The sequence below is a fragment of the Tritonibacter mobilis genome, from assembly GCF_001681715.1.
Taxonomy (GTDB): domain Bacteria; phylum Pseudomonadota; class Alphaproteobacteria; order Rhodobacterales; family Rhodobacteraceae; genus Epibacterium; species Epibacterium mobile.
Map to the genome: position 1 here is coordinate 78735 of NZ_LNWY01000005.1, position 18800 is coordinate 97534.

16 protein-coding genes are annotated in these 18800 nt (G+C 60.9%); 8 read left to right on the forward strand and 8 right to left on the reverse strand.

Going from position 1 to position 18800, the window contains the following annotated elements:
- Window positions 1-21 precede the first annotated feature (21 nt).
- From UB90_RS04475 to UB90_RS04500, 6 genes are all read right to left on the reverse strand, one after another.
- Window positions 22-477 (reverse strand): GNAT family N-acetyltransferase, encoded by a 456-nt coding sequence (locus UB90_RS04475; protein WP_065325322.1) that lies wholly within the window; start codon window positions 475-477, stop codon window positions 22-24.
- Window positions 470-1399: an ATP-binding cassette domain-containing protein gene (locus UB90_RS04480; RefSeq protein ID WP_081285518.1), complete on the reverse strand. Its 930-nt coding sequence runs from the start codon at window positions 1397-1399 to the stop codon at window positions 470-472. Before UB90_RS04480 ends, UB90_RS04475 begins: the two co-directional genes overlap by 8 nt.
- Window positions 1389-2201 carry an ABC transporter ATP-binding protein gene (locus UB90_RS04485; protein ID WP_065325323.1) on the reverse strand — a complete coding sequence of 271 codons (813 nt, stop codon included), beginning with the start codon at window positions 2199-2201 and terminating at the stop codon, window positions 1389-1391. Before UB90_RS04485 ends, UB90_RS04480 begins: the two co-directional genes overlap by 11 nt.
- On the reverse strand, window positions 2198-3106 hold the full coding sequence (locus UB90_RS04490) for an ABC transporter permease (protein ID WP_065325324.1): 909 nt from the start codon (window positions 3104-3106) through the stop codon (window positions 2198-2200). Before UB90_RS04490 ends, UB90_RS04485 begins: the two co-directional genes overlap by 4 nt.
- Entirely contained in the window at window positions 3106-4083 is a 978-nt protein-coding gene (locus tag UB90_RS04495; protein WP_005623688.1) for an ABC transporter permease, read from the reverse strand. The genes UB90_RS04490 and UB90_RS04495 overlap by 1 nt, the downstream gene beginning before the upstream one ends.
- A gap of 87 nt (window positions 4084-4170) precedes the next feature.
- Complete coding sequence (locus UB90_RS04500; protein WP_065325325.1) at window positions 4171-5826, reverse strand: ABC transporter substrate-binding protein; 1656 nt, start codon at window positions 5824-5826, stop codon at window positions 4171-4173.
- 354 nt (window positions 5827-6180) lie between these two features.
- On the opposite strand from UB90_RS04500, the gene UB90_RS04505 reads away from it, so the two are divergent.
- The gene (locus UB90_RS04505) at window positions 6181-9462 is read left to right on the forward strand and encodes a hybrid sensor histidine kinase/response regulator (RefSeq protein WP_065325326.1); all 3282 of its coding nucleotides are present in this window, start codon (window positions 6181-6183) and stop codon (window positions 9460-9462) included.
- A 3-nt stretch (window positions 9463-9465) separates the two neighbouring features.
- Here the strand turns inward: UB90_RS04505 and UB90_RS04510 are convergent, their stop codons facing one another.
- The gene (locus tag UB90_RS04510; RefSeq protein WP_065325327.1) at window positions 9466-10371 is read right to left on the reverse strand and encodes a MurR/RpiR family transcriptional regulator; all 906 of its coding nucleotides are present in this window, start codon (window positions 10369-10371) and stop codon (window positions 9466-9468) included.
- 175 nt (window positions 10372-10546) lie between these two features.
- Between UB90_RS04510 and UB90_RS04515 the strand changes: the two genes are divergently transcribed.
- The 7 genes from UB90_RS04515 to UB90_RS04545 all read left to right on the forward strand — a co-directional run bounded on the left by UB90_RS04515 (window position 10547) and on the right by UB90_RS04545 (window position 17369).
- A complete protein-coding gene (locus UB90_RS04515; RefSeq protein ID WP_065325328.1) occupies window positions 10547-11068 on the forward strand; it encodes a TRAP transporter small permease in 522 nt (173 codons plus the stop codon).
- Window positions 11065-12351 (forward strand): TRAP transporter large permease, encoded by a 1287-nt coding sequence (locus UB90_RS04520; protein WP_005624717.1) that lies wholly within the window; start codon window positions 11065-11067, stop codon window positions 12349-12351. Before UB90_RS04515 ends, UB90_RS04520 begins: the two co-directional genes overlap by 4 nt.
- Window positions 12352-12401: 50 nt before the next feature.
- Window positions 12402-13445, forward strand: a complete 1044-nt coding sequence (locus UB90_RS04525) for a TRAP transporter substrate-binding protein (protein WP_065325329.1) — start codon at window positions 12402-12404, stop codon at window positions 13443-13445.
- A gap of 63 nt (window positions 13446-13508) precedes the next feature.
- Window positions 13509-14975 carry a M81 family metallopeptidase gene (locus UB90_RS04530; RefSeq protein WP_065325330.1) on the forward strand — a complete coding sequence of 489 codons (1467 nt, stop codon included), beginning with the start codon at window positions 13509-13511 and terminating at the stop codon, window positions 14973-14975.
- The gene (locus UB90_RS04535) at window positions 14975-16030 is read left to right on the forward strand and encodes a D-TA family PLP-dependent enzyme (RefSeq protein ID WP_065325331.1); all 1056 of its coding nucleotides are present in this window, start codon (window positions 14975-14977) and stop codon (window positions 16028-16030) included. Before UB90_RS04530 ends, UB90_RS04535 begins: the two co-directional genes overlap by 1 nt.
- A complete protein-coding gene (locus tag UB90_RS04540) occupies window positions 16027-16953 on the forward strand; it encodes a sugar kinase (RefSeq protein WP_065325332.1) in 927 nt (308 codons plus the stop codon). The genes UB90_RS04535 and UB90_RS04540 overlap by 4 nt, the downstream gene beginning before the upstream one ends.
- Window positions 16954-16979: 26 nt before the next feature.
- Window positions 16980-17369: a RidA family protein gene (locus tag UB90_RS04545; protein WP_005637293.1), complete on the forward strand. Its 390-nt coding sequence runs from the start codon at window positions 16980-16982 to the stop codon at window positions 17367-17369.
- 86 nt (window positions 17370-17455) lie between these two features.
- Here UB90_RS04545 and UB90_RS04550 read toward each other — a convergent pair whose 3' ends face one another.
- Window positions 17456-18793 carry a S41 family peptidase gene (locus tag UB90_RS04550; RefSeq protein WP_065325333.1) on the reverse strand — a complete coding sequence of 446 codons (1338 nt, stop codon included), beginning with the start codon at window positions 18791-18793 and terminating at the stop codon, window positions 17456-17458.
- Window positions 18794-18800 lie beyond the last annotated feature (7 nt).

The window sequence follows — 18800 nt, forward strand, 5'->3', positions numbered from 1 at the left end:
GGTTGTATGTGTCAGAGGATGTCAGACAAGGGCGCGCGCAAAGACGCCCTCATCAGAGTCCGGGATCGCCACCGCGCCGCAGACCTGCTGATAAAATTCCACCGGCCCGGCCTGACCGATGATGCCATAGGCAAAGCCGTCGCCATGCAAGCGATGCAGTGCAGCGAGCAGAAGCGCCTTGCCAAGCCCCTTGCCACGGGCCTCAGGGTCGACGCCCGTGGGACCAAAAAAGCCGCGACAGGTGACGTCATAACAGGCAAACCCCAAGAGGCGCGTGCCTTCGGTCGCGATCAGAACCCGCGCCGGGCGCGCGGCCAGCGCCACCGTGCACTCATCCACCCATTTGGGACTGAAATGCCGGCCCACGAACCCCAGCAGGATATGCGATTCAAACGGCAGTGCAGGGCGGATCGTGAGACCGTCCGCCAGATTGGGCACCGGCGGCAGACGATAGAGCGGCACCAGCATATCAGGCATGGGCGGCCTCCGCGTGTTCCGCGATGAGGTGGCCGGGGCTCACTTCCTGCAAGGCACGGACAGGATGCGCGCTGAGGTCCCGCACCTGGCGTGCCTCGGCGGCAAAGCCCGCATCGCTGCCGGTGAGGCGCAGCTCTGGGTCGGGAACCGCCGCGCGCAGCAGTTTCGTATACCCATGTTGCGGCGCGCCCACGACCTCTGCGGTGGGGCCTTTCTCGACCACCTGACCGCGAAACATCACCGCCGTGTCTTCGGCCAGATACTCCGCCGTGGCGATATCGTGGGTAATGTACAGGAGCGACAGCCCGTGTTCGTCCTTCAGGCGCTGCATCAGCCCGAGGATGGATTTGCGGATCGACACATCCAGCATCGAGGTCGGCTCATCCGCCACGATCAGACGCGCCTTGACCGCCAATGCGCGGGCGAAATTCACCCGCTGGCGCTGCCCGCCCGACAGTTCATGCGGGAACTTTGCGGGTGTCGAAGTCGGGTCCAGCTCCACATCCTCAAGGATCATGCGCAGGGCCGTTTCGGGATCGGCCTCTGGCTGGTGCAGCGACAGCGCGCGCAGCAGGTGATGGCGGATCGTATGCGCGGGGTTAAGCGCCGAAAACGGATCCTGAAACACCATCTGCACCGCTTGCCGATAGCGCATCTGGTCGGCGCGTGTGGTCAGCTCTGCGATGTCTTGGCCCTCAAACAGGATGCGGCCCGAGGTCGGCGTGTGATGCCCCACAATCATCCGGCCCACCGTGCTTTTGCCAGAGCCGCTCTCTCCCACCAGCGCCAGCGCACGGCCCGGCATCAGATCAAGCGAGACATTGCGCAGCGCATGCACCTTGGTTGCGCGCCCGAAGGCGGGGCGCAAGGTGAAGGTCTTGCTGAGGTTATCAAGGCTGAGGATCGGGGTTTCAGACAGCATGACGCGCTCCTTTCGGGCGTTTGGCAAGGATCGGCATCGCCTCCCACAGGCTGCGGGTGTAGTCGTGGCTTGGGCTGGTCACGATCTGCGCGGCAGTGCCGATTTCGACAATCTCGCCCGCGCGCATGATGCCGATGCGGTCCGAGATCTGCGCCATCAGGGCGATGTCGTGGGTGATGAACAGAACAGAAAACCCCAATTCGTCCTTCAGCCGCAGCACCTCTTGCAGGATTTCGCGCTGCACCACCACATCGAGCGCGGTGGTTGGCTCATCCATGATGATGAGTTTGGGTTGCAAGGTGAGCGCAAGGGCAAGCGCCACCCGCTGCCGCATCCCCCCCGACAGCTGATGCGGGTGCGAATGCATACGATCCGCCGGGATGCCGACCATCTCCAGCATATGGGCGGTGCGATCCTGTGCCTCCGCCTTGGTGATCGGACCGTGCGCGCGCAGCATGTCGTAGAACTGGCGAAAGATCGTCATCACCGGGCTGAGCGAGTTCATCGCACTTTGGAACACCATGGAGACTTCGGACCAGCGCCACGCACGCAAATCCTTGTCGGAGAACGACAAGACATCGCGCCCTTCAAACAGGATGCGTCCGCGACGCACCAATGCCGGAGGTTTGTGCAAACGCATCAGGGCATAGGCCACCGTGCTCTTGCCGCAGCCGGACTCGCCCGCCAGACCGAGGATCTCATTGGGTTGGATCTCAAACGAAATGTCCCGAACAGCGGTGAAGGGTTCGCCTGCGGTCAGGTAATCGACCCGCAAGCCTTCGACAGAGAGAAGCGCGCTCATTGGCTGGCCTCCTGCATGCGTTGGCGCAACAGGCGCTTTTCGATCCGGAGCGCCTTGGCGACATTGCCAAGGGTGCGCATCCGGGGGTTTGCGATCTCGTCCACGCCGAAGTTCATCAGCGACAGGCCCACGCCGATCAGGACGATGGCGGCACAGGGGGCCAGAACCTCCCACCAGGCACCCACCATGATCGCCGATGCGGTCTGCGCATTGTAAAGCATGGTGCCCCACGACAGCGCCAAGGGGCTGCCAAGGCCGAGGAATTCCAGCGTCGCCTCGGTGATGATGGTGAAGATGACAGAGCCGATAAAGTTGAAGCCGATGATCGACAGAAGGTTCGGCAGCATCTCCACAAGGATCATCCGCCATGTGGGCTCGCCAATCATCGCAGAGGCCTGAATAAAATCGCGGGTTTTCAGCGACATCGCCTGCGCACGGGTGACGCGCGCACCCCAGGCCCAAGAGGTCAGGCCAATAATCAGCGCGATCGCCCAAGGCCCGACCTGACCGAGGAAAGCGGCCAGAACCAGCAGAAGCGGCAGTTGCGGCAGCACCAGCACCACATTGGTGAGGAAGTTCAGCACATCATCCACTATACCGCCGAAATAGGCGGCGGTGATGCCGATGAAGGTGCCGATAGCGGTCACGATCAGCCCGGCAACAATCCCCACCATCAAGGAGGTGCGGGTGCCCCAGATCAACTGGCTGAACACATCGCGCCCCATGCGGGTGGTGCCCAGCCAATGCTCCACCGAGGGGGCCTGATGCGGACGACCCACGCGGGCGATGGGGTCGAAAGGGGCAAGCAAAGGCGCAGCCAATGCAATCGCCACATAGGCCAGCACGATAGCAAGCCCGATGGCCGCCTTGCGGTTGCGCAGGAAGGTACGGAGGAGATCTGACATCAGGCCCTCTTCAGTCTGGGGTCAAGGAAGACATAGGCCAGATCCACCGCGAGGTTCGCGAGCAGCATGGCGAGTGTCATGATGAGGAGCTGGCCCTGGATCAGCGGGAAGTCCCGCCCGACGATGCCGAGGTACAAAAGGTTGCCCACACCGGGATAGTTGAACACCACCTCGGTAATAAGAGAGCCACCAAACAGCGCCCCGAAACTGAGCGCCAGCGCGGTGACGGAGGGCAGCAGCGCGTTGCGGGCGGCATAGGCATAGCGCACGCGGGCATCGCTCAGCCCCTTGGCTTCGGCCATGGCGAGGTAGTCCTCTCCCAGCTGCCCAATCATGTTGTTGCGCATGGTAATGAGGTAGCCGCCGATCAGCACCACGCTCAGCGTCACCACCGGCAAAAAGCCGTGATAGGCCACGGAAGAGATGAATTCCCAGCTCCACGCCGGGTCCAGCTTGGGATCAAAGGCATAGGAGGTCGGGAAAAAACGGTTGCGCACCGCAAGGAAATACAGCCCGCAAAGCGCCACCACGACAGCGGGCACCGATTGCAGCGCCAATGCGGTGGGCGAGGCGATCACATCCGTAAGCTGCCCGCGCCGCCATGCCGCAAGCACACCAAGAAGCGTGCCGATGGAAAAGGAAATCAACAGGGCCGAGCCGGTCAGGAACAAGGTCCACGGCAGCGCCTGTGTCAGCACATCGGCAACCGGCATCGGGTAGAACTTGATCGACAGCCCAAAGTCCCAGGTAAAGATCGAGCCGAGATAGGCGAAATACTGTTCATGCAGCGGCGCGTCGATGAACCCAAAGGTGGCCATCAGCGCCTCGCGCGCTTCGGGTGCGATCATGCCACCGGAGTTCGCCAGCATGATATCCGCCGGGTTGCCGGGCAACAGGCGCGGGATCATGAAGTTGAAGGTCGCGGCCACCAAAAAGGCAACGGCATAAAAGCCGAGCCGCTTCAAAAGAAAACGCATCACGTCAAACCATCTGTCGGGAGGGGGAGTGTGGCGCCAAAAGCGGGACCACTCATCAGACGAGCGGTCCCGAAGGTCGGGGAGGAATTATTCGACCGGGCGCAGGTTCAGGAGGTGGATCAGACGGGCCGGATTGGTCTTGTGAACCACCGGGTTGGCCACCGGGTTGTCGGCATTAAAGAAGCCTTCAAAACGCTTGGTGTTGTACTGATACCAACGCGGATTGTTGAACACATAGGCCAGCGGCATGTCTTCACCGACGATCTTTTGCACATCGGCGATGATCGCCATTTGCTTGTCGGTATCGCTGGTCTGGGTGAAGGCATCCAGCAGGCCGCTCAGCTCTTTATTGTAGTAGCGCGAGGCGGCAAAGCGCGATTTGGCCTGATTGATCTCATGCAACGAGTCCAGATACTGGTTGAAGGGGGTCGCACCGACACGAACGGAATTGATCGCCATGTCGTAGTCGCCCTTGATCAGCTTTTCGGTCCAGATCGCAGACTCGGGGGTTGAGACATTGGCCTTGATGCCGGCAGCATTCAGACCTTCAACCGCAATCTGGCTGCTGTTGACCCAGTCAGTCCAGCCATTGGGCACGATGACCTCAAGATCGATCTGTTCGCCATTCGGGGTCTCGACAAAACCGTCACCATCGACATCCTTGAACCCGGCTTCGGCCAGCTGCACCTTGGCCCCGTCGATATCGTACTGGGTAAACGCACCGAACTTGTCGTCCACCTCGGGGTTGTTCCACGCGTGATAGGCGCGGCCCAGTCCGGACGGATACTGGTTGATCGTCGGGTAGCCATAACCTGCGATTTCAACCATCGCCTCACGATCAAACGCCATCGACACCGCACGGCGGAAGGCAACATCGTTGATCGCTTCTTTGTCGCCGGCCTCTTTGGCCTCAAAGTTCATGTAGAACGCCACGAGAGAACCTGCGGGCAGCCAGTAGCTGTGATGCTCCGGGTCCTTGGCAACATAGGTGTTCTCGATATCAGGCAGGAAAGACCCCATCCAGTCCAGCTCGCCATTGGCGGCGGCTGCCAGCGCCTGATCGTTGTTGGCGATCTGCGGGAACCGCATGCAGTCGACCTTGAGGCTCTCAGCGTCCCAATAGTTGTCATTGCGGCACTGGATGTATTCCTGCGGCGTGAAGCGACGGATTTCCGTAAGCGGACCAGAGCCAACCGGATCAGGGTTGGTAAAGGTAACGGGGTCTGCAACTTCGCTCCAGATGTGTTCCGGCACGATCGGCACGCGCACGATCTGATACATCGCCTGACTGGAGGGGGTGGAGAGGTTGAATTGAACCGTCATCTCGTCGATTTTTTCGACGCCAGAGAGCATCTGCGCCATGCCCACGCTATCGAGCGCCGGATCGCTCAGCGCCAGATCGAAAGATTTGACCACGTCATCGGCGGTGAATGCTTCGCCATCGGACCACTGGACGCCCTCACGCAGCGTCACGGTGATGGTGCTGAGATCCTCGGAATATTCAAATGCGGTCGCCAGACGGTAAATCGGCTTGCCGCCATCCAGCGCGTTAAAAATAATCAGCGGCTCGTACATGAAGTGCATGACCGAGGGCGCGGCGGTGGTCTGGTTGAACGGGTTGAAGTTCTCCACCCATGCGGTGACCTGTTCCGGCAGCGCACTCAGCACGGTTTCCTCTGCCTGAGCAGCGGTGGTCCAGAGCGCAACCGAGGCCAGCAGCCCGGCGGTAGCAGTGAATTTCATTTTCTATCTCCCTGTGATGACGGGTTTGCCCCGCCTCGTGTTCATCCGCCTGATCCCGCCTTGCGACAGGTGGCCCATGTTACAATCCATGGTAGCATTCAGTCTCCTCACCAAACGCCGGGGATGTCCCACAATGAAGTCCGCGCTGCGCCTCCAATGGTACCCGAAAAATCGGAAATTTCGTCAAAACGCCGCGCGCGCCGTTTTGACGTATCGTAATAATTTAAATATTCCAATTCGTTAGAGATATTATTCTCGGGTCGGCATTTATTGTGAATACCGCCTGTGCTCTTGCGTCAATTATGGCTAGGCCGCAGGATCACGCATAACACAACCAGAAAAACCGGAGCCACCGTGCCGCTACAGGGAATCCGCGCGCGCCTGCTGTTTACCTTTCTTCTTGCGTCGGTTCTGCCACTGGCGCTGGGCGGTATGGTGTTCTATCGGCTGGTCAATCAGACCATCGCTACCGAGACCTTTCAGAAGGTGGCTTTTGTGCGCGATGCCAAGGCCAGCGAAATCACGCAATATATGACCTATGCCCGCAGGCAGGCCGAAAACCTCGCCCAGTCTGCCAATGTGCGCTACTCCGTGGGGGAGTTTTATGGCTTTAGCCATGCGCTGCGGCAGATGGACGGTACCCCCGAGGAAGCGGGCGCCAAGCTGCGCAATATTTTCGATATTGATGGCCCTGCGGCGCCCCCGTCCGGTATTGGCAGTGAGGATCGGCTGCTGCGCGAGGCGCTGGAGTATTCCAATACCCATCGCCGCTTTCACGCGGGGTTTCTCGACTTTTTGAACGAGGCGGAATTCGACAATCTCTATCTCGCGGATCGTCACGGTCAGGTGGTCTATTCGGTGCACAAAGATCGCTATCTTGGGCGCATGCTGGACACGGGCACTGTTGGTTTGGGGCAAGCCTATAGCCGCGCGGTCAGCCAGCCGGGTTATGATCCGGTGTTTCAGGACTACGCATTGGATGCGGTCACCGGGGATCTCGTGGCCTATCTGGCGGTGCCGGTGCGCCTGCATGGCAGCAACAAAGGCGCGATGATCCTGCGCATGCCGCCCAACAGCCTGCAACGGCTGATGATCGAAAGCGAAACCGCCCTGACGGTGTTGTCGTCGCAAGGGACGGTCATTGCCTCCAGTGGCGGGCCCACGCCCGGTGATATGCCGGATGCGATGACCGGCGCGGATGGGGTCGCCCTGCTGGAGGCAGGTCTCTCGGGTGATCCGTCCCTGTCTGCCTGGCGGGTGCTGGACCCGCCCTTTCCCGAATGGACGGTCGTCGCCGAGGCGGACAGCGACACGGCTTTTGCCACTAGCCGCCAGCTGCGCAACGCGCTGTTCCTGATCGGGGCAGTGGCTGTTGCGGGCCTCGGGGTATTGTCCTTTCTGTTTTCCAACGCATTGACCCGCCCGGTCCGGCGCATCTCTGAGGCCGCCAGCGCGGTCGCCACCGGCAGTCTGAACGAAGCACTCCCCGAATACGACCACCCGGTGGAATACGCGCGCCTTTCGCGCGCGGTGAACCAGATGCGACGCGCCTTGCGCGATCAACTCGACATGATCCGCGATAAGAACGCCGAGCTTCAGGAAAACCTGCGCCAGATCGGCGAAAAGAACGCCAAGCTCGAAGAAGCGGACCGGATGAAGGACCGCTTCCTTGCCAATACCTCGCACGAGCTGCGCACGCCGTTGAACGGGATCATAGGCATTCTGGAAACGCTGGAAGGCGGCGCCATGGGCGACATGCTGCCCGCACAGGCGAGCCAGCTGCGTCTGATTACCTTCAGCGCGCGGCGCCTGTCGCGGCTGGTGGATGATCTTCTGGATATCTACCGCATTCGTGAAGGCCGCATGCGGCTGGATTTGCAGCCCGTGGATGTCGCCCATGCGCTGCGCAACGTGCTGCAGTTGTTGCAGCCGACTTTTCAGGTGGATCCGGCCAAATTCCACCTCAACCTGCCCGAGGATCTGCCCGCCGTCACTGCGGACCCGGTGCGGTTTGAGCAAATCCTGTTCAACCTGCTGTCAAATGCGGTGAAATATGGCGGCGGCAGCGAGGTGCATATCACCGCAGAGCGGCGTGCCTCGGGGCAGATGGCACTTGCGATCCGCGATCATGGCCCCGGGATTGCTGCCGATAGTATGGAGCGGATCTTTCACCCGCTGGAACAGCTGATGCCCGAAGGGTCGGGTCAGGCCACAGGCACCGGTCTGGGGCTCACGATTGCGCGCCATCTGGCTGATCTGATGTCGGGCAGCATCGAGGTCTCAAGCACCCCCGGCGAAGGATCGGAATTCCGGGTACTCTTGCCGCAATCCGACCTTCCGGCGATTGCGCCGCTTGAGGAATGGCTGCCCACGCAACTTGCCCCGGCCCCTATGATGCAGTCCGAGACAGGCAACACCAGCCCGGCCGCACCGGATGGGTCGCCGATGATCCTCGCCGTGGATGATGAACCGATCAACCTGCAAGTGCTGCAAAATGTGCTGCAACCGCAAGGTTACCGTGTCACCACAGCGCGCAACGGGACAGAAGCGCTGCGCAATGTTGCGCAGGACCGGCCTGATCTGATCGTGCTGGATGTGATGATGGCGGGTCTCAGCGGGCTTGATGTGGCGCGGGACCTGCGCCGCCGCCATGGATTGCATGAACTGCCGATCATTCTGCTCACCGCGCGCGGGCGCACCAGCGATATGCTTGCGGGGTTTGAGGCAGGCGCCAATGATTATGTGGTGAAACCCTTTGTCAAAGACGAGCTGTTGAGCCGCATTCGCACCCTTCTTGAGGCCAGCCGCGCCCGCAGCCGGGCCGAGGAAAACCGCGAACTGAAAGAGGAAATCGAGCGCCGTATCCAGATCGAGGACGCCCTGCGCCTGTCGCAGCGCCGGATGACACAATTGCTAGACACGCTGGAGGACGGGCTGATCTGCATCAATGCCCGCGGTGTGGTCACTTACGTCAATGACGCCGCGCAACAGGTTCTCGACCAGCGCGTGACGGTGAACCGCAGTCGTCTGAAGGAGGTTCTGCCCCCGGAGGTTCTGGCCCCGCTCGAACAAACAGAAGTCGAGGACGAGCCGATCCACATGGAAATCACCCTGCGTGGGACCTCGCATCAGGTCAGCCTGTTTGCCATGCTCCCCGAAGCTGGCGGCGGGCGTGCCGTGCTGTTCACACAGGCGCAAACCCCGCGCGCGCAATTCGTGCACTCTCTGCGTGACGTGGTCGACACTTCGCTGCCTTCCTTGATCACAGAAGATACCACCGAAGAAGCCAGCGCCGCGACCGGTGACAGCTACCGCGAAACCATCGTAGCGCTGATGTCGGACTCGCTGGAGATCTGGAACGCCGCGACCGGCAAGGGCAAGATCGACTTTGCCGAGACCAGTGGCATCTGGCGCGTGAACCTCGACAAGACATCACTGCAGACCCGCACGCTCGACAAATACCTGCTGATCGAGACCCTGCCCGACAACCCGCGCTGGCGGGACGTGCTGAAAACCGTGAGCTTTGTGCTCTCGCTCAAGGAACGCGACACCGTGGACGAGGCCCTCGCCCAGCGCTTTGATGCGATGGAAACCCGACTGGAGGAGTTCCGCGCCTTGATCGCCCAGCGCGGCTGAGGCTTAGTCGCCCAAGGGCTGCGGCCCCGTGCGACCGTGATAGGCGGTGAGAGAGGCCCGGATGCGGCGCAGGTTCTCGGTTGTGGCCTCGCTGCGCGCCTGCGCCACAGACATCGCCAACGCATCCACGATCACCAAATGGGCATAGCGCGATGCGGTGGGTTTCAGAATGTCCGGATCTTCGGGCAGATCGGCCTCGATTGCAATGGTCGCTTCCTGCGCCAATCGGCTGCCGGGGCGCGTGATGGCTACGACCGTTGCGCCGTAACCCCCGGCGATCCCCGCCGCGCTGACGACTTCATCCGCCGCGCCGCTGGTGGAGACCAAAAGCAGCACATCATTCGTCCCCAAGGTCGCCGCGCGCATCTGCAACAGATAGCTGTCGGAAACCGCAACTGCCGGAATTCCAAGCCGAAACATCCGGTTGGCCGCCTCCTGCGCCACCATTGTTGATCCACCGCCGACCCCGGCGACCACGATCTGCCCGGCCTCCGTCAGCGCCTGCACCGCCGCATCCATTCGTTCGGGCACGATCTGCTGACGCATCACATTCACGGTCGCGTAGAGCGCGCCCAATACCTGATCGACCGCGCCTGCGCCCCCCTCGGATACGTCCCGGTGACTGGGCGCGAGGTATTGCAGGCTGACCGCGAGGTTCTGTGCCAGGCGCAATTTGAACTCTCGAAACCCGTCACATCCCATGCTCCGGCAAAAGCGCACAACCGTGGGCGTGCTGACCCCAACCGCCCCCGCAAGTTCGGCTATGGTCATGCCGGAAATCTCCTCAAGATGTGCCGACACGAAGTCTGCAACCTTCTGCTCACGCGCGGCAAAGGTGCCGTTCAACTGGCGCAGATTGGAGATCAGATCCACTGCGCCCTGTGCGGGGCCGTTGTCAGGTGTCGGCATCTGTCTCTCCGGTCATTTAATCAGGCGATTCTGTACCTAAGATACATTTTCAGGTCAAATCGCCATCGAATTCTTCCTTTATACATCCACATTTGTAGCCAAGTAACAAAAATTACTTGACGGAACCCACAATACCTCCTGAATATGTACCTCAATTACAAAACGGGGAGTCGTCATGATCGGGGATTTTGCAGGTCGGCTGAGCCACCAGATCAATCGCGGGACCGAGGTCATCCTTGCCGCGCTGATGGTGGCTCTGGTGCTCGACGTCTGGATCGGCGTTGTGGATCGCTACTTCTTTCACTGGCAATTGCCATGGCCCGAAGTGCTGGCGCGCTACCTGATGATCTGGGCTGCGATGCTGGCGGTCTCTTCGGGGATTGCGCGGCGCGAACATATCGGGCTGACGGCGGTCTTGCTGAACCTGCCCGCACCGCTGCGCCGCGCCATGCTGATCGCCATCGACCTGATGACATTCGCCCTGTTTTTCTACGTGCTGTGGTTCGGCATCGGTTTTGCCGAAAGCGGTGCCAAGCGGCAGGCAATGATCCTTGGCGCAACGTTGCAGCCCTTCTACGCCGCAATCCCCGCCGCCGCCGCGCTGGCCTGCGTTCAGGTGGTGCTGGTGATGGTCCGCGATGCCGGACGACAGCTTGATCTGCCCGAAACCGATAGCGAAGAAGGAGCAGGCGCATGATTGTCGGCATCTGTTTTGTGGTCCTGCTTGCCGTCGGCATGCCCATCGGCTTTGCCATCGGGCTTGCGGGCGTCATCGGTATCTTCAGCATGGGCGGCGGCACCACGTTCCTCGCCATCGGACCGAGCAAGATCTTCAACGGGCTCAATATCTTTCCGTTTCTTGCGATGCCCTTCTTCATTCTTGCAGGCGAGATTATGAACAGCACCGGCATCACCGGGCGGCTGGTCAAACTGGCGGAGGTTCTGGTGGGGCGTTTTCGCGGTGGCCTCGCCCATACCAATATGCTGGCCTCGGTGTTCTTTGCCGGGCTCACCGGGTCTGCCACCGCTGACGCCGCAGCCTTTGGCCGCACGCTCGTGCCCGCCATGGTCAAACAGGGGTACAAACGCGATTACGCCTGCGCAGTCACGGCTGCGGGATCAATCATCGGACCGACCATTCCACCATCGGGGCTGATGGTGGTCTATGGCTCCTTGATGGGAGTCTCCATCGGAGGGCTGTTTGCAGCAGGGCTGCTGCCGGGACTGGTGATCTGTGCCGTCTGCATGGGCGTGATCGCCATTGGCGGCAAACGTGAGAACCTGCCCAAGGCCGACCGCGGTGCCACATTGGGCGAAATCTGGCAGACATTTCTGTCATCGATCACTGCGCTCTTGATGCCTGTCATCATCCTTGGTGGCATCCTTGGCGGGATCGTCACACCGACCGAGGCGGCCTCTATCGCTGTGGCCTATGCGCTGTTCATCGGCTTCTTCGTCTACCGCACACTGACCTTCCCCGACCTCTACGCAATGCTGGTGCGCACCGCGCGCATCACCGGTGTGATCTTTGTCATCATCGCCTTTGCCGGGATCTTGGGTTGGTGGATGAGCTTCGAGCGCATCCCGCAGGCCATCGCGGGCAGCGTGTTGGGACTGTCGGAGAACCCTTATGCGGTGATCGCCATCATCATCTGCATCCTGCTGGTGGTCGGCATGGTGATGGATATCACCGCGATCCTGATCATCCTCGGCCCGGTGCTCGTGCCGCTCACCGAACAGATCGGACTGGAGCCGATCCACGCAGGCATCATCTTTGTGCTGGCGCTCAATATCTCTTTGATGACGCCGCCGGTGGGGGCCTGCCTCTTTGTGCTGTCCTCGGTCACGGGCGAGAAGCTGGAGCGGATATCAGTGAAGCTCGCCCCCTTCCTGATCGCCGAAGTGATCATCCTCTTCCTATTCGCATTCTGGGAGGACGCGGCCCTGATGCTGCCGCGCGCGCTCGGATTTGCCCCCTGATCGGGGCCACCAAACCAACCATCAAAAAAACCAACAGTGAGGAAATCAAAATGAAAACAGTCCTGAAAACTGCTGTCGTTGGCGCGATTGCGGCCCTGACCGCCAGCTCCGCCATGGCCGGTGGCACCATCCGCTTTGGCCATGACAACAAGACAGACCCATTTGAAAACCCCGCACACGCCTGCACGGCAGTGTTCCAGAACATCGTCACCGCCGACACCAATGGCAGCGTCACGGTCGAGGTCTTTGGCTCCAACCAGCTTGGCACCGCTGCCGAACATGTCCAGCAGGTGCGTGACGGTGTCATTCAGGCGACACTCACCTCCACCGGCGCGCTGGCCAGCTATTACCCGCGCATCGACGTGCTGAACCTGCCGTTTGCATTCGCCAACAACGCATCGACCTACTCGGTCTTTGACGGTGAATTTGGCGAGGCACTGGCAGCAGATATCGAGGCGGAACTGGGTGACGTTGTAGTGCTGGGCTTCCCGGATACGGGCGGGTTCTTTGCTGTCACCAACTCGCAGCGCCAGATCGCCAACCTTGAGGATTTCGACGGCATCCGCATCCGCACCATGACCCTGCCAAGCCACCAGAAAATCGTGCAGGCGCTGGGGGCGGAGGCCTATCCGCTCAGCTGGGGCGAGGTCTATTCCGGTCTGCAAACCGGCGTGATCGACGGTCAGATGAACCCGGTGCCGATCATCTCTTTTGCGAATTTCGCAGAGGTGCAAAAGCACATGACGCTCACCAACCACCTGTTCTCACCCTACACCTTTATGATCAACAAGGCGTTTTACGATGGTCTGACCGAGGCGGAGCAGAACACCCTGCACACCGCCGCCGAAAGCTGCGTCACTGCCAGCCGGGGCCTTTCGCGCATCATCGAGGCCTCGGATCGTGGTCTGGCGGGTCTGATGGACAAGATCGAAGTGACCGCCCTCTCCTCCGAGCAGCGCGCCGCGATGGCCGGTGCCACCCAGCCCGCGTTTGAGGCCCATGTGGCCGAGAACCTCGACGCCAAGGCGGGCGAGTTGCTGACGCTCTTCAAATCCGAAGTCGGGAAGGCCAACGACGCCTCTTACCTCGACTAACGGTCCCCGTCCGGGGCGTGAGCGCGCTCTCGCCCCGGAACCTCAATTTCAAGGATTTGCCTCATGCGCGTCTTCTGCGCTTCTCTTGCCACCGAAACCAATACCTTCTCGCCGCTGCGCACGGATTTTTCCGACTTTGCGCAGAGCTTTTACGCCCCTCCGGGCGAGCACCCGGACACTCCGACGCTGTGTTCCGCCGTGTTCCCGGCCTTGCGGCGGCGCGCAAAAGAAGAAGGGTTCACCCTGATCGAAGGCACCGCCACATGGGCGGAACCCGGCGGGCTGGTGAGTGCGGCAACCTGGGAGCATCTGCGCGATGAGGTGCTGAGCCAGTTGAAGGCCGCCCTGCCAGTGGATGCGGTGGTGCTAGGCCTGCATGGCGCGATGATTGCGGATGGCTGCGTCGACTGCGAAGGCGAATTGATCGCCTCCGCCCGCGCGCTGGCGGGGCCGGACGCCAAGATCGGCGTGAGCTTTGACCCCCACAGCCACCTGAGCGCCAAACGGGTCGACAACGCCGACATCATCACCGTGTTTAAGGAATTCCCACATACCGATTTTGTCGAGGCGGGCGAGGCTTGCGTGGATCTGACCCTGCGCGCCGTGCGCGGTGAGATTGCGCCCGAAATATCAGTCTTTGACGTGCGCATGATGGATGTGCTGCCAACCAGCATTCAGCCGATGCGCGGGTTCGTGGATAAAATAATGGGGCTGGAAGCGCGCGGCGAGATCCTCTCCGGCTCTGTTATTCACGGGTTCATGGCCGGCGACAGCCCCGACCTTGGCGCAAAGATCGTCGTGATCACTGACGGCGATGCCACCAAAGGCGAGCGCCTGTCCCGTGACCTCGGGATGGAGCTATTTGGCTTTCGTGGTCGCACCAAACCCGATTTTCTCCCGGCAGCCGAGGCCCTGCGGCGTGCAGATACCAGCACCAAGACCCCCGTTGTGGTCGCTGACGTCTGGGACAATCCGGGCGGCGGTGTGGCGGGCGATTCAACAATTTTGCTGCGTGAGGTGCTGACCCAACAGCTGGATGGTGTGGCCTTTGGCACCATTTGGGACCCGATGGCGGTGCGTCTGTGTTTCGCAGCTGGCGAGGGTGCCGCGCTGGATCTGCGCTTTGGCGGCAAGACCTCTGCCCATGCGGGCGCACCGGTGGACGCGCGGGTCACGGTGATGCGGCTGCAACGTGATGCGGTGCAGAGTTTTGGCACCTCGGTGGTGCCGCTTGGCGATTGCGCGGTGATCCGGATCGGGGATCTGGACATTGTGTTGAACACCAACCGCAGCCAGACGTTCTCACCCGATCTCTTCACCAACCTCGGCATTGATCTTGCCCATAAACGCATCGTGGTGGTGAAATCCACCAACCACTTTCACGGGGCCTTTGCGCCAGTGGCCGGAGAGATCCTCTACGCTGCCGTTGATGGCCCCTATCCAAACGACCCGGCGCGCACCGACTACACCCGCCTGACCCGTGCGATCTGGCCGCGTGTTGAAACGCCGCATGCTGAGGAGACTGCCTGATGACCTTGCCCATCGACACCCCCGCCGTTCTCGTCGATCTGAACATCGCAGAAGCCAATGTCCGCGCTTTTCAGGACTATTGCGACAGCCACGGACTGCAGCTTCGCCCGCATATCAAAACCCACAAACTGCCGCGTCTGGCAGAATATCAGATTGAACAAGGTGCCATCGGCATCACCTGCCAGAAAATCACCGAAGCCGAGGCCATGATCGCGGGTGGCGATATGCGTGATATTCTGATCACCTATAATATCCTTGGTCAGGACAAGGTCGCACGGCTGCGCGCCCTGTCCGAACAGGTGCGCCTGTCCGTCGTGGCGGATAATGCCGCTGTTGTCGAAGGGCTGAGTGCAGGGTTTGCGGATGCAAAAAACCCGCTCCCGGTGCTGGTCGAGTGCAATACCGGCGCGGATCGCTGCGGTGTGGAAACTCCGGCAGAGGCGCTGGAGCTGGCTTCAGCGATCAATGCTGCCCCCGGTCTGCGCTTTGCGGGGCTGATGACCTACCCGCCGACGGGGGGTGCGACGCAGGTCACTACATGGCTCGCCGAAGCCAAGGATCTGATTGAGGCCACGGACCTGACAGTAGAAGTGATTTCCTCTGGCGGATCACCCGATATGTGGCGCGCCCACCATATGCCGCTCGCCACCGAATACCGGATCGGGACCTATATCTACAACGACCGCTCCTTGGTGACACGTGGCACTTGCGACTGGGACGATTGCGCCCTGACGGTTCTGGCGACGGTGGTTTCCACCCCGTCAAAGACCCGTGCAATCATAGACGCAGGGTCCAAAGTTCTAACCTCGGATTTGCTTGGTCTCGAAGGCTTTGGTCACGTTCTGGGGCACCCCGATCTGAAAATTGATCAACTGAGCGAAGAGCATGGCCGGATCACCTCGGATCAGCCAACCGGACTTCGGGTTGGCGACCAACTCCGCATCGTGCCCAATCATGCCTGCGTGGTGTCGAATATGCTCGACCACGTCACGCTGATACGCGGCGATGCGATCATCGGCACCGAACCCGTCGCAGCGCGGGGGCAAGTCTGGTGAGCAGTCCTCAGATCCTATGCCTTGGCGAGCCATTGGTGGAGTTCAACCAGACGCCTGACGGTTCCTTTGCGATGGGTTTTGGCGGTGATGTGTCAAACGTCGCCATCGCCGCTGCCCGACAGGGCGCACGCGCAGGAATGATCACCCGCGTCGGCGATGATCCCTTTGGGGCAGCACTTGGCGATCTGTGGTCTGACGAGGGCGTCTCGACCACGCATGTCACCCGCGCCACCGGAGAAGAAACCGGCGTCTATTTCGTGACCCATGATGCGGATGGTCATCACTTTACCTATCGGCGCAAAGGATCAGCCGCCTCACGCCTCGCCCCGGCGGATCTGCCGCGCGCAGCCTTGCAGAACTGCCCGGTGTTTTATGCCTCTGGCATTAGCCTTGCTGTGTCTCCCAGCATGCAAGGCACCGTGACTGAGGCCGCAGCACTCACGCGCGCCGCAGGCGGCATGTTTGCCTTTGATCCGAACCTGCGCCTTGCGCTCTGGTCACTGGACGTGGCCCGCGAGACAACACATCGCTGCATGGCGACCTGTGATATTGCCCTGCCGGGGCTGGACGACGCACGGCGATTGACGGGCCTGAACACGGCTGAGGACATTGCCAGGTTCTATCACGACCTCGGCCCGCGCATCGTGGCCCTGACGCTGGGGGCTGAGGGTGTGCTGATCTCTGTCGACGGCGCGCAACGCAGGCTGTCCGGGCACCCCGTCGCGGCCAAAGACGCCACCGGCGCAGGCGACTGTTTCAACGGCGCCTTCCTCGCGAGCCTTCTGGCAACTGACGATCCATTCGCCGCAGCCGAGCATGCCAATATGGCCGCCGCGCTCTCGACCACCGGATTTGGTGCTGTGAGACCGATCCCGACCCTTTCCCAAACCCGCAACGCCCTTGAACACGCGGTGCGGGGCTAAACTCCCAAACTATCAGGAGACTCCTCATGACAATTGAACGTATCGGCGCAGAGCGCACTGGCGCAGGTGGGCAGAATCTGCCGTTTTCCCCGGCCACCCGCGCAGGCGATTTTGTCTTTATTTCCGGTCAGGTCGCGATGAATGAACGGGGCGAGATTGAGCCCGGCGGCATCGAGGCACAGACCAAGCGCACCATGGAGAACGTGATCGCGGTGCTGGCGCAGGCGGGTTGCACGCTGGATGATGTGGCCAAGGTCAATGTCTGGCTTGATGATCCGCGGGATTTCTGGACCTTCAACCGGGTCTACGCGAGCTATTTCCCCAATGGCGCTCCGGCACGCTCGACGGTGCGCTCGCAGTTGATGGTCGACGCCAAGATCGAAATCGATGTGACGGCGTATAAACCTCTGGGCTAAGGCGTCGTTAAAAAAGCCACCCCATAAAACACAAACGGGCCGCCCGATGGGGCGGCCCGTTTTCTATCCATATGCGCGGTCAGGCGTTATTCTTTTGGCCCCAGCGCAGACAGGCCTTTGAGGATATCGATAGCATAGGCCAGCTGATAGTCCTGCTCGCGCAATTCTGCGGCTTTCTCGGCTTTTTCGCGATCCGCTTCGATCTGCCGGACTTCATCCTCCGACAGACTGTCGTTGTTCAAACGACCACGCAGCTCTGCCTCGGAGCGCGGACCAAAGGCGCTGCTGGCGGGCTCGTCTTCTTCTGCTTCAGGGCGGCGGCGCGGCTGTGCCACGACGATATCGGGGCTGACGCCAAGTGCCTGAATGGACCGGCCAGACGGGGTGTAGTAACGCGCGGTTGTCAGGCGCATGGCACCGTCGCTGCGCAGTGGCATTACGGTCTGCACCGATCCTTTACCAAAGGACTTCGTGCCCACAACAATCGCCCGGCGATGGTCTTGCAAGGCACCCGCAACGATTTCCGATGCAGAGGCGGAACCGCCATTGATCAGCACCACAATCGGTTTACCGTCGATCAGATCGCCCGGCGTTGCGTTAAACCGCTCGCCATCTTCGGGGTTACGGCCACGAGTGGAGACGATCTCGCCGCTTTCGAGGAAGCTGTCGGCAACACTGATGGCCTGTGTGAGCAAACCACCCGGATTGTTGCGCAGGTCGAGCACGATCCCGTTCACATTGTCCATACCGCCCAGCGCCTCAACCTGTTCTTGCAGGTTGGATTCAAGGTTCGGCGTGGTTTGTTCATTAAAGGTGGTAACGCGCAGCACCACGGAATCACCCTGAGTGCGGCCCCGCACGGCGGTGAGCTTGATGGTGTCGCGGATGATGGAAACGTCAAAGGGCTCGTCTTCGCCTTCGCGCACCACGGTGATGATAATCTCCGACCCCACCGGGCCGCGCATCAGTTCGACTGCTTCATCCAGCCCCAGACCAAGCAGGCTCTCACCATCCACATGGGTGATAAAGTCACCAGCCTCGACACCGGCCTCATCGGCGGGCGTGCCATCCATCGGAGAGACGACTTTGACAAACCCGTCTTCCTGCGTGACCTCAATGCCCAGACCGCCGAACTCACCACGGGTCTGCACCCGCATCTTGGTGGCATCCTCGGGCGACAGATAGCTGGAGTGCGGATCAAGAGATTGCAGCATGCCGCCAATTGCGGCTTCGATCAGCTCTTTTTCATCGACCTCTTCGACATATTGCGCACGGATGCGTTCAAAGATGTCACCAAACAGATCGAGCTGTTCATAGACGGTTGCCTTGTTGCTCTCTTGTGCCAGCAGTGGTGCTGCCACATATGTTGTCGCCACAAAGCCCGCAAGCGTCCCGCCCAGAGCCGCCATCGCAAATTTCTTCATCTCTTGC

Bases quoted from the DNA above. Each gene is read 5' to 3' on its own strand.
- UB90_RS04530 (WP_065325330.1), top strand. From the start codon at position 13,509: ATGCGCGTCTTCTGCGCTTCTCTTGCCACCGAAACCAATACCTTCTCG.
- UB90_RS04500 (WP_065325325.1), bottom strand. From the start codon at position 5,826: ATGAAATTCACTGCTACCGCCGGGCTGCTGGCCTCGGTTGCGCTCTGG.
- UB90_RS04485 (WP_065325323.1), bottom strand. From the start codon at position 2,201: ATGAGCGCGCTTCTCTCTGTCGAAGGCTTGCGGGTCGATTACCTGACC.
- UB90_RS04515 (WP_065325328.1), top strand. From the start codon at position 10,547: ATGATCGGGGATTTTGCAGGTCGGCTGAGCCACCAGATCAATCGCGGG.
- UB90_RS04520 (WP_005624717.1), top strand. From the start codon at position 11,065: ATGATTGTCGGCATCTGTTTTGTGGTCCTGCTTGCCGTCGGCATGCCC.
- UB90_RS04490 (WP_065325324.1), bottom strand. From the start codon at position 3,106: ATGTCAGATCTCCTCCGTACCTTCCTGCGCAACCGCAAGGCGGCCATC.
- UB90_RS04550 (WP_065325333.1), bottom strand. From the start codon at position 18,793: ATGAAGAAATTTGCGATGGCGGCTCTGGGCGGGACGCTTGCGGGCTTT.
- UB90_RS04475 (WP_065325322.1), bottom strand. From the start codon at position 477: ATGCCTGATATGCTGGTGCCGCTCTATCGTCTGCCGCCGGTGCCCAAT.
- UB90_RS04545 (WP_005637293.1), top strand. From the start codon at position 16,980: ATGACAATTGAACGTATCGGCGCAGAGCGCACTGGCGCAGGTGGGCAG.
- UB90_RS04535 (WP_065325331.1), top strand. From the start codon at position 14,975: ATGACCTTGCCCATCGACACCCCCGCCGTTCTCGTCGATCTGAACATC.
- UB90_RS04495 (WP_005623688.1), bottom strand. From the start codon at position 4,083: ATGCGTTTTCTTTTGAAGCGGCTCGGCTTTTATGCCGTTGCCTTTTTG.
- UB90_RS04480 (WP_081285518.1), bottom strand. From the start codon at position 1,399: ATGCTGTCTGAAACCCCGATCCTCAGCCTTGATAACCTCAGCAAGACC.
- UB90_RS04525 (WP_065325329.1), top strand. From the start codon at position 12,402: ATGAAAACAGTCCTGAAAACTGCTGTCGTTGGCGCGATTGCGGCCCTG.
- UB90_RS04510 (WP_065325327.1), bottom strand. From the start codon at position 10,371: ATGCCGACACCTGACAACGGCCCCGCACAGGGCGCAGTGGATCTGATC.